The sequence below is a fragment of the Variovorax sp. P4_D9 genome (assembly GCF_056401695.1).
This window is the reverse complement of record NZ_JBFUIU010000404.1, coordinates 1-8,145: the sequence shown is the minus strand read 5'-3', so window position 1 is coordinate 8,145 and position 8,145 is coordinate 1. Positions and strand designations below refer to the sequence as shown.

The following is an 8,145-nucleotide window of genomic DNA, read 5'->3' as shown; positions in this document are numbered from 1 at the left end:
CGCCGGGATTGAATTCGCCGTGGCTCATGATGTACCCGTCGCGGCGGATGGCCGCAAGGCCTTCGCGGAACGTTTGCCAGTCCGTACCCATGCCCGCCAGCGCGATGGTGCGCTGGTGCTGCTGAAAGATGCTGCGTAGCCGATGCGGCGGCAGGTAGGGCAGGATGATCTTGGATGCGGCGCCGGCAAAAAGCGGGCGGCGCTGGCCGCGCGAAAACAGGTTAGGTGGACTGCCTGGCGCCAGTTCCTCGCGGACGCACATCACCGAGTCGCTGTACAGCGCGCAGAGCAGGGCCGCGTGGCCCGTTTGCTCGACGAGGGGCCGCAAGACTTGCGCGCCTCCCTTGTAGAGCGGATCGCTCATGCGGATCTGGCGATCAAACTCCACAATGCGCGGCCCCAGCACATAGCGGCCGTTTGCAACCGCTTCGATTAAACCCGCCGTGTGCAGCGCCTTGATGTAGCGGTAGGACGTTGAACGGGATGTGCCCAAGTAGGTGACGAGGTCCGTCACCGGGCGCACCGACGCCGACGGCGTGAAGAGATCCAACAGGCCGAGCATGCGCTCAAAACTGCTTTGCGCGTCTGCATCCTTCTTCGATGAAGGCGCGGCCTTGGTTTCGGAGCGGGCAGGGGAGGGGCGCTTGATGCTGGTTTTGGCCATGCTGCTTGCTATCGGTCGGATTCCGGAAATCTCACCAACTGGGACAAGGAATCCACTATATCCGAACGCTCTGCGGGCGCTTCAGCTCGGTCTGGACTGCCGTACGATTTCTGCAACGTCTGTCAGTTGATCGGCATGCCAACAGGCTTGCAGAAGTCGAGCCGCAGACTCCGAGGAGATCGCAAGTGCGGTCTGGCCCCTGAACTTCTCGGAAAGGTCATCATCGGACATGGGGTTGGCAATGCTGCCCTTGTTGGCCGCAACCATGATCGTGCGTTGATGGCCATCCTTCGTGGTCACGCTCAGGGCCGCGGATTGGGCGCCGAGGGTCGAATCAACTTCGACCTGAATGAGATCGCGCATCCTGACGATCCGGGGGTCGGTGATGACGTCCTCCTGCCCTTCGGCGAGGCCGGCGCGTCCTCGCACGAGCGCCGCCGCGACCCAGTGGTAAAGGCTTACCTTGGCTTCGAGCACGCCAACCGGATGACGCCGGTAGCCAAGTGCCAGCGCGGAAGGGTGGACGCGAAGGCCTACCTGCGCAATCGAATCGGCGTCTGCATTCGCCGATTGGGACCAGGTCAGAGCAGCATCGAGCGACGGATGAATCACCACGCCGCAGGGATAGGGCTTATACGCCAATGCATTGACTTCGAACTGTGCGCCCAGCGAATCGGTGATGTAGGCGAGGTGGGCCGCGTCGGCGAACAGACTGGCGAAGCCGTACTGGGCTCCCAGCGGGTCTCGCGGTCCCACGAGACCGTGCTTGGCCAGGACAGCGGCGCGAAGCCCGCTCTGTGCCGCATGGCCAAAGATCCAGGTGGCTGACATCGTGCCGTGCGCGGCCCGGAAGCCGGACGCGTCCAGTGCGGCAATGCCGATGGCCCAGATCGTGCGCTGCGCGTCCAGGCCCAAGGCCTTGGCAGCGGCCGCTGCAGCGCCGATGCCTGCTGTGATGCCCGTCTGGGACCACCCGATGTCGCCGACGGCCGGCGCCACGGAAACCGCCATGCACACGCGCGAAGCGACTTCGACGCCCAAGGTGAAGGCGAGCAGGAAGTCCTCGCCGCGCATGGGTTGCTGTTCGGCAATAGCCAGCAGGCTGGCCGCGACCGCGCCGCTGGGATGCAGGATGCTCTTTGCGTGCGTGTCATCGAACGAGTAGGCGGCCGAGCTCAAGCTGTTGAGCAGCGCGGCCGTCAGGACATCGGTCCGCTCCTTGCGTCCCAGCAGGCCGGCCACCGGCGCACCCGCTAACGGCAGAAGTGCGCCGGTCGCGATCTCGACGATTTCGTGGCGAGCCCCTCCCAGGCAGCAGCCGACGATGTTGACGAAGGCCCGACGCGCGGCATGGCGCGCGGATTCTGGGAGCTGATCGTAGGTCGTGCGGTGGACGAACTGCGCGATCTGTGCGGTTGCGCCTTCATCCGGCCGGACGTCTCCGCTCATCGCTTCACTTCTTTTCATCCGCCCAGCGCGGTGCGAGGTGCGCGCCGCCCTCGGGCAGGGACTGTGACTGCATGAACAGATACATCTTCATGCTGTCCTCTTCGCGGTAGCCTGCCGCGGCCGCCTCGCGATAGAGCTCCAGGATGCGCGGCGCGAGCCAGAGCGCGGCCCCGTGACGCTCGGCTTCTTCCAGCACCAGCGCCTCGTCCTTCAAACCGATGCTGAGCGGCCCGTTGTATTTGAAGGTGCCCGAGAGGATCGCCGCGGGTACCTTATGCGTCGTCGTGTAGTTGCGGCCGGAGCCGGCATTGAGCACGTCGTTGAGAACCTTGGGGTCCAGGCCGGCCTTTACTCCCATGGCCAAGCCCTCGAAGACCGCCATCCGCCCGGCAGCCGACACGTGGTTGTTGATGATCTTGGCGACCTGGGAGATGCCCGGCTTGGCGCCGAGGTACATGAGCTTGCCCGCCAGATGCTCCAGCACGGGGCGCGCAAAGTCGAAGTCCTGCTCGGACCCGGACGCCAGAACTGCCAGAGTTCCTGCGCGCGCTCCGGGTGGTCCACCGCTGATGGGCGCATCGATCACGCCGATGCCGCGCGCCTTCAGGCCCTGAGCGATTCGGTCGATCGTCTCGCTGCCCAGCGTGGATGTCTCCACGTACACGCGCACCGCGCTGCCCTGTGCGATGCCCTGGTCGCCGAGGGCGACGGTCAAGCTCGCCTCGCGTGAGGGCATGGAAGCGATGATCAGCGCGCAGGTGTTGGCCAGTTCCAGGGCGTTGGCCGCCACTTTGGCTCCCAGTTCGCGAAGCGGCGCCAGCGCCGCGGGATTGCGATCGCAGACGGTGAGATCCACGCCTTGCTCGATCAGCCGCRGCGCCATGGGCTGCCCCATGTTGCCCACCCCGATCAGGCCTACCTTCAGTCCAGTCATGTGTAGCTCCTTGTCAGGAAAGCGGTGCCAATGGGGAGGCGCCGGCGGGCAGCGGCAACCTGGCGGTGTTGAGGACGAACGCGAGCAGCGTGTAGTAGCCACACACTGCGAGCAGATCGAGCGTCGCCGGCTTGCCGAAGCGAACAGCCAAGTCGTCGAAGGATGCCGACGACGGCTCGCCTTGCCAGACGGTCTGCTCCGCGAAATTGAAAATCAGTGCCTCGTCCGCGTGCAGCTCGGCTGGCCGCGCTCGAACCGCGATTGCGTCGATCACCTCGTTTCGCAAGCCGGCTTCGCGAGCGATCCGCGCATGGGCCGCCCACTCGTAGTCGCAGTTCCAGCGACGGGCGGTCAGCAGGATCGCGATCTCCACGAGTGGCTGCGCAAGTCCCGTGTTATAGCGTAGATGCTCGCCGAGTTCCTGGACGCGGCTCGCGAGTTCTGGGTTGTGGATCAAGGCCAAAAACGGTCCCTTTAGCCCGCCGCGCGGACCGCTGGCAATGGCATCGGCTACTTCCCTTTGGCGAGGAGACATTTGCTCGCGCTGGAGCACTTCAAACCGACTCATGTTGTTCCTTGCGAAGCTGCRCGCGTTCCACATCGAAGGCGCGGTCGTGGGTAAGGGAGGGGATCCGCTGACGCGCGGTCTCGACAGCCTGGAGGTCGATGGTTGCGCAGATGACTTCTGGCTCGTCACCGGCCTCCGCTAGGATCTGGCCGTTGGGGTCCACAATCATGGCGTGACCGAAAGTCTGGTGGCCGCCGGGGTGGTCACCGCAAGTGGCCGCGGCGACAACGTACGCGCCGTTCTCGATCGCGCGCGCCYGCAGCAGCGATTTCCWGTGCAACGTGCCTGTGGCCTTGGTGAAGGCGGCAGGCACGGCGAGCACTTCGGCTCCTGCCTGCGACAGCGCCCGGTAAAGTGCCGGGAACCGCACGTCATAGCAGATGGACATGCCGATCCGGGCCCAGGGCGTGTCGACCACCACCGCACGGGTGCCTGGCGCATAGGCGGATGACTCCTGGATCACCCGCCCGCCCGGAAGTGTGGCGTCGAACATGTGCAGCTTGTCGTAGCGGGCGATGATTTCCCCGTTGTCGGAAATCATGAACGAGCGGTTGGCCAGCTTCCCATCCTCGCGCGCCAGGGCCAGCGATCCGACCAAGATGAAGATGCCGTGCTCGCGCGCCAGCTGGCGGAACCGAGGCAGGGCGGGATCGTCTGCCTCCGGCAGCCCCTGGCGACGCATGGCGCCACCACTGGCGTGCAGGAATGTCGCATATTCGGGCAAGACCACCAGCGCGGCGCCCCGCCGCGCGGCTTCCTCGACGCCTTGCGCCGCGCGCTCGATGTTCGCTGGCCGGTCCTCGCCCGGGTTCAGCTGCACGCATGCGACAGTGAACTGTTCGGTGTTCATCGCGGGTTCAGGCCGAGCAAGGCGCGCGCTTCGGCGGCAGTGGCGAGCCGACTTCCAAGCAGGTCGACGATCTGCGCAGCCTTCCGGACCAAGGCGGCATTGTTGGGCGCCAGTTCCCCCTTGGAGATATACAGGTTGTCTTCCAGACCGACTCGGATGTGCCCGCCCAAGAGAAGGGCCTGCGCAACCATCGGAAACTGTGAACGACCGACGCCAAACGCCGCCCACTCGGCGCCACGGGGCAGCATGCTCTTCATGGCTGCCAGAACCTCGCTGTTGGCCGGAGCCCCCCACGGAACTCCCGTGACCATCTGGAAAAGCGGCGCTGGCTCGAGCAGGCCGCGGCGGATCATGTCCAGGGACAGTGCAATGTGACCGGTGTCGAACACTTCCAGCTCGGGCTTAACGCCTGCGCTGCGGATCGCTTCAGCAATCATCTCTACATGTGCTGGCACGTTGATCAGTGCGCCCTTGCCGAAGTTGAGCGAGCCCATGTCCAGGCTGCAGATCTCGGGCTTGAGTTCCAGGATATGTTGAACGCGTTCGGCCGGCGGGCGCAAGTTCGAGCCGGTCTGCGCCAGGTTGGCCTCGACGTCGCTGGGAATGAACCGAGCCCCGGGGCCGGTGGTGAGATTGACGATCACGGGGCTCCCACTGTCCCGGATTCGTTCCACGACTTCGCGGTACAGCGCAATATCCATGCTGGGCTTGCCAGTCTTGGGGTCTCGCACGTGGATATGAGCGATGGCGGCACCGGCTTCGCAGGCTGCGATGGCCTCGCGGGCGATCTGCTCGGGCGTGACCGGGACGGCGGCAAACCGGCCAGCGGTATCGTCGCCGCCGGTGACTGCACAGGTGAGGATGACTGGATTTTGCAAGGCGTTTCCTTTGGAAGTGTCTCGATTTACCGCATTGTCCTGGGTGAAAGCTTAGAAGTCAAGAAATCCCGCATGGCGGGACTATATTGTCATTGCCGGCAACGCGAGGGCTTGGCGATTGGCGAAGAAGGACGCAACTATTCGGGCGCTCACAGGGGGGCGACGACGGCGGCGGCGTCGCCTAAAGAGTCGAGGTCTTTCACAAGGCGGATCACCTCTTCGACCTTGTCTGGCGCAATGGGCGTCACCGCGGCGGATGCACAGTCGGTGAACTTGCGCGCCAGTTGCTCCCAGTTCATGGGGGCCTCGGGGCTGCCTGGGACCCTGGCGCCGACATGCTCCAAACGTCGGCCATCMTTTGCCAGTATTTCGACGCGCCCCACGAGCGAGTTCGACTTCCAAGCTTCGCCCGGTTCCTCAGTGGGCAGGACCTTTTGAGCCATGTCGAGCACCTGGGGGTCGTTCAGCGCTTCGGGAGTGAAATCGCGCAGCGCGACCTGCCCCTWGGAGGCAGCCACGCCTATGACGAAGGGGAGGCTGAACTTGGCGTCAACGGCCGACTGCGGCCTGCGCCGCCGCTCCAGGGGCATACACATCTGCTGCTGGCTTTCGTTGATGAAGACCCGTATCTGCTCGACGTCCCAAGGTTGCAAACCGTGTAGCGCCATGAGCTCGAGAGTGGCGTGGATGTATGTGTGCGAGAGACCGACGACTGGCCAGGGCTTGTAAACCATGTCCGAACCGAGGTAATGCTCGCCTAGGCCAGAAACGATCTGGCCGCGATCGTATTTGCCTGCGAAGCAGGCTTGCAGGATGCCTGCCTTTCCTTCGAACACGCCGTCGATGCCACTGAGTCCTCGTTCGGCGAGCAACGCTGCATTGACGGCCACGTTGGCGCTGAACCCCGCGTACATGCCCCGAAGATGGGTCCCCCCGTACACCGGCTGCATCGTGCCGCCGGCTTGCATGCTCGCAATGGCCAGCGCGTTGGCAATCTCACTTTCCCGCAGGCCCAAGATGGTGGCCGCCGCGGCGGTCGCCGAGAACACTCCCAAGATCGTGGAAACATTCCAGGTCTGGGTGGCTGCGATGTTGCAGCGCAGGCGGATGAACATGTCCTGCGCGGCCGCGACGGCCGCGATGACCCGACGGCCTGGGACGGGCCCATTGCGTTGGGCCAACGCAAAAACCGCAGGAATCATGGCGCTTGCGCAGTGGCCGCCACGCGGCGTGCGGTCGTCGAAATCCAGGCAGTGGGCCATCGCGCCGTTGGCCAAGGCAGCTGCCGAAGCGGGAAGTCGTTGTCCCCACCCGAGAACAGAACTCTCAGACTTGCCGCCGCAGTCCACGAGATGCTCGACAAGTGGTCGTACAGCCGGTTCCATGCCGCTGGCGGCGAGGATGACGCCCAGCGTGTCGAGAATGCTCTTCTTGGCGGCTTCGATGGCAACTGGCTTCAGCTTTTCGTAGCGCGTGCTGGCCACCGCAGCGGCAAAGTCATCGCAGAGGTCGCGGGGGGAGGGTGAGGACATGACGGAAGGCTCCTTCTGCGTTGGTATTGGTCCCAAATGATGGGATTGTTGGGCGATCCGCGGCCCGTGTTCCGCTCAGCTGAAACTTGGACCCGAAATTGCCTGCGATGCGAATCGAATGATTGACATTGTGTCAAATAGCGGGATAAAATTCAACGACTTCTGCAAGAGGCTCTATGAAACCCCAAGGCAAGTTCGTGTCAGATTCGACCGTCGATTCCCCGCTTGGTGCTGGGGCAGAGATTCATGTGTATGCGGGCACCGCTGGCCACTCGGCTTGGTTCAGCGACGACCTGGGCCTGAGCTGGGTACACCCCAACAGCCATTCGGGCATGTACCTGGAGGCGCGCGTGTGGGCCATGAGTGCCGCCCTCGCGACGCCCGAATCGCTGCATGCAGGCACCGACGACGGTGTGTACCGCTGGGATGAGAAGTCTGCGCGTTGGAAGCAGATCTCTACGCAAATCAGCGACGTGTGGGCGCTCGCCCATGATCCGAAGGATCCCTCGGTGCTTTTCGCGGGAACCCGTCCAGCGGGGCTTTACCGGTCGACCGACGGCGGGGTCAATTGGAGTGAGCTGCCCGTGCCGGGCATCGCTAAGTTCTCCGAGATAAACATGGGCCCCACCCGGGTCACCCAGATCCTGTTCGACCCCTTCAGCTCAGATACGTTGTGGGCGGCGGTGGAAATCGGTGGCATCTACCGCAGCGACGACCGGGGGAACTCCTGGCGGCTGCTCACCAACGGCCTCGTGTCCGGCGACGTGCACGGCGTGGCTGTGACCCGCACCCGCGAAGGTGCGCCTCGCGTTCTGGCAAGCACCAACCGCGGCTTGCACGCCAGCGAGGATCAAGGCAATACCTGGCGCTTCTTGGAGCTGGACTCGCCCTGGCAATACACCCGTGCGGTCGTGGTGCGGCCGGACGATCCAATGACCGTGTTCCTCGCCAATGGCAATGGCCCCCCGGGCAATGATGGTCGGCTGCTGCGCAGCCGTGACGGTGGCGATACGTGGGAGAGGCTCGCGCTGCCAGGCAACGTGAACAGCACGGTGTGGTGCATTGCTATGCATCCTTCTGATCCGTCGCTCATGTTTGTCTGCACGAATCTAGGGCAGCTGTTTCGCAGCACCGACGGCGGGGACACGTGGGAGCGGTTGCCGCATGAATTCGGCGAAATCCGCGCGCTGCATTGGCGAGCCGTCCCGCGCGGAACGCGAGGGGCGCCGCATTCGATTACCCGTGCCATCGCCGCCAAGCCCCTTCTGGC

8 protein-coding genes are annotated in these 8,145 nt (G+C 64.4%); 1 reads left to right on the top strand and 7 read right to left on the bottom strand.

Translation table 11 applies throughout. The annotated features are described in order from the left end of the window. The 7 genes from AC1DY5_RS32810 to AC1DY5_RS32780 all read right to left on the bottom strand — a co-directional run. A partial coding sequence (locus AC1DY5_RS32810; protein ID WP_478118280.1) for an IclR family transcriptional regulator occupies positions 1–664 on the bottom strand: 664 nt, incomplete at its 3' end. An 81-nt stretch (positions 665–745) separates the two neighbouring features. Then, a complete protein-coding gene (locus AC1DY5_RS32805; RefSeq protein WP_478118278.1) occupies positions 746–2,113 on the bottom strand; it encodes an MmgE/PrpD family protein in 1,368 nt (455 codons plus the stop codon). Between the two features lie 4 nt (positions 2,114–2,117). Then, entirely contained in the window at positions 2,118–3,047 is a 930-nt protein-coding gene (locus tag AC1DY5_RS32800; RefSeq protein WP_478118276.1) for an NAD(P)-dependent oxidoreductase, read from the bottom strand. A 13-nt stretch (positions 3,048–3,060) separates the two neighbouring features. Beyond that, positions 3,061–3,615 carry a carboxymuconolactone decarboxylase family protein gene (locus AC1DY5_RS32795; RefSeq protein ID WP_478118275.1) on the bottom strand — a complete coding sequence of 185 codons (555 nt, stop codon included), beginning with the start codon at positions 3,613–3,615 and terminating at the stop codon, positions 3,061–3,063. Next, positions 3,602–4,465 (bottom strand): carbon-nitrogen hydrolase family protein, encoded by an 864-nt coding sequence (locus AC1DY5_RS32790; RefSeq protein ID WP_478118273.1) that lies wholly within the window; start codon positions 4,463–4,465, stop codon positions 3,602–3,604. Before AC1DY5_RS32790 ends, AC1DY5_RS32795 begins: the two co-directional genes overlap by 14 nt. After that, a complete protein-coding gene (locus AC1DY5_RS32785) occupies positions 4,462–5,343 on the bottom strand; it encodes a beta-keto acid cleavage family enzyme (RefSeq protein ID WP_478118271.1) in 882 nt (293 codons plus the stop codon). The genes AC1DY5_RS32790 and AC1DY5_RS32785 overlap by 4 nt, the downstream gene beginning before the upstream one ends. A gap of 149 nt (positions 5,344–5,492) precedes the next feature. Beyond that, entirely contained in the window at positions 5,493–6,875 is a 1,383-nt protein-coding gene (locus tag AC1DY5_RS32780; protein WP_478118269.1) for an MmgE/PrpD family protein, read from the bottom strand. Between the two features lie 176 nt (positions 6,876–7,051). Between AC1DY5_RS32780 and AC1DY5_RS32775 the strand changes: the two genes are divergently transcribed. Next, the coding region (locus tag AC1DY5_RS32775; protein WP_478118267.1) for a WD40/YVTN/BNR-like repeat-containing protein at positions 7,052–8,145 on the top strand (1,094 nt) is incomplete at its 3' end.

Coding starts and splice junctions, on each gene's coding strand:
- AC1DY5_RS32795 (WP_478118275.1), bottom strand. CDS start 3,615: ATGAGTCGGTTTGAAGTGCTCCAGCGCGAGCAAATGTCTCCTCGCCAA.
- AC1DY5_RS32805 (WP_478118278.1), bottom strand. CDS start 2,113: ATGAGCGGAGACGTCCGGCCGGATGAAGGCGCAACCGCACAGATCGCG.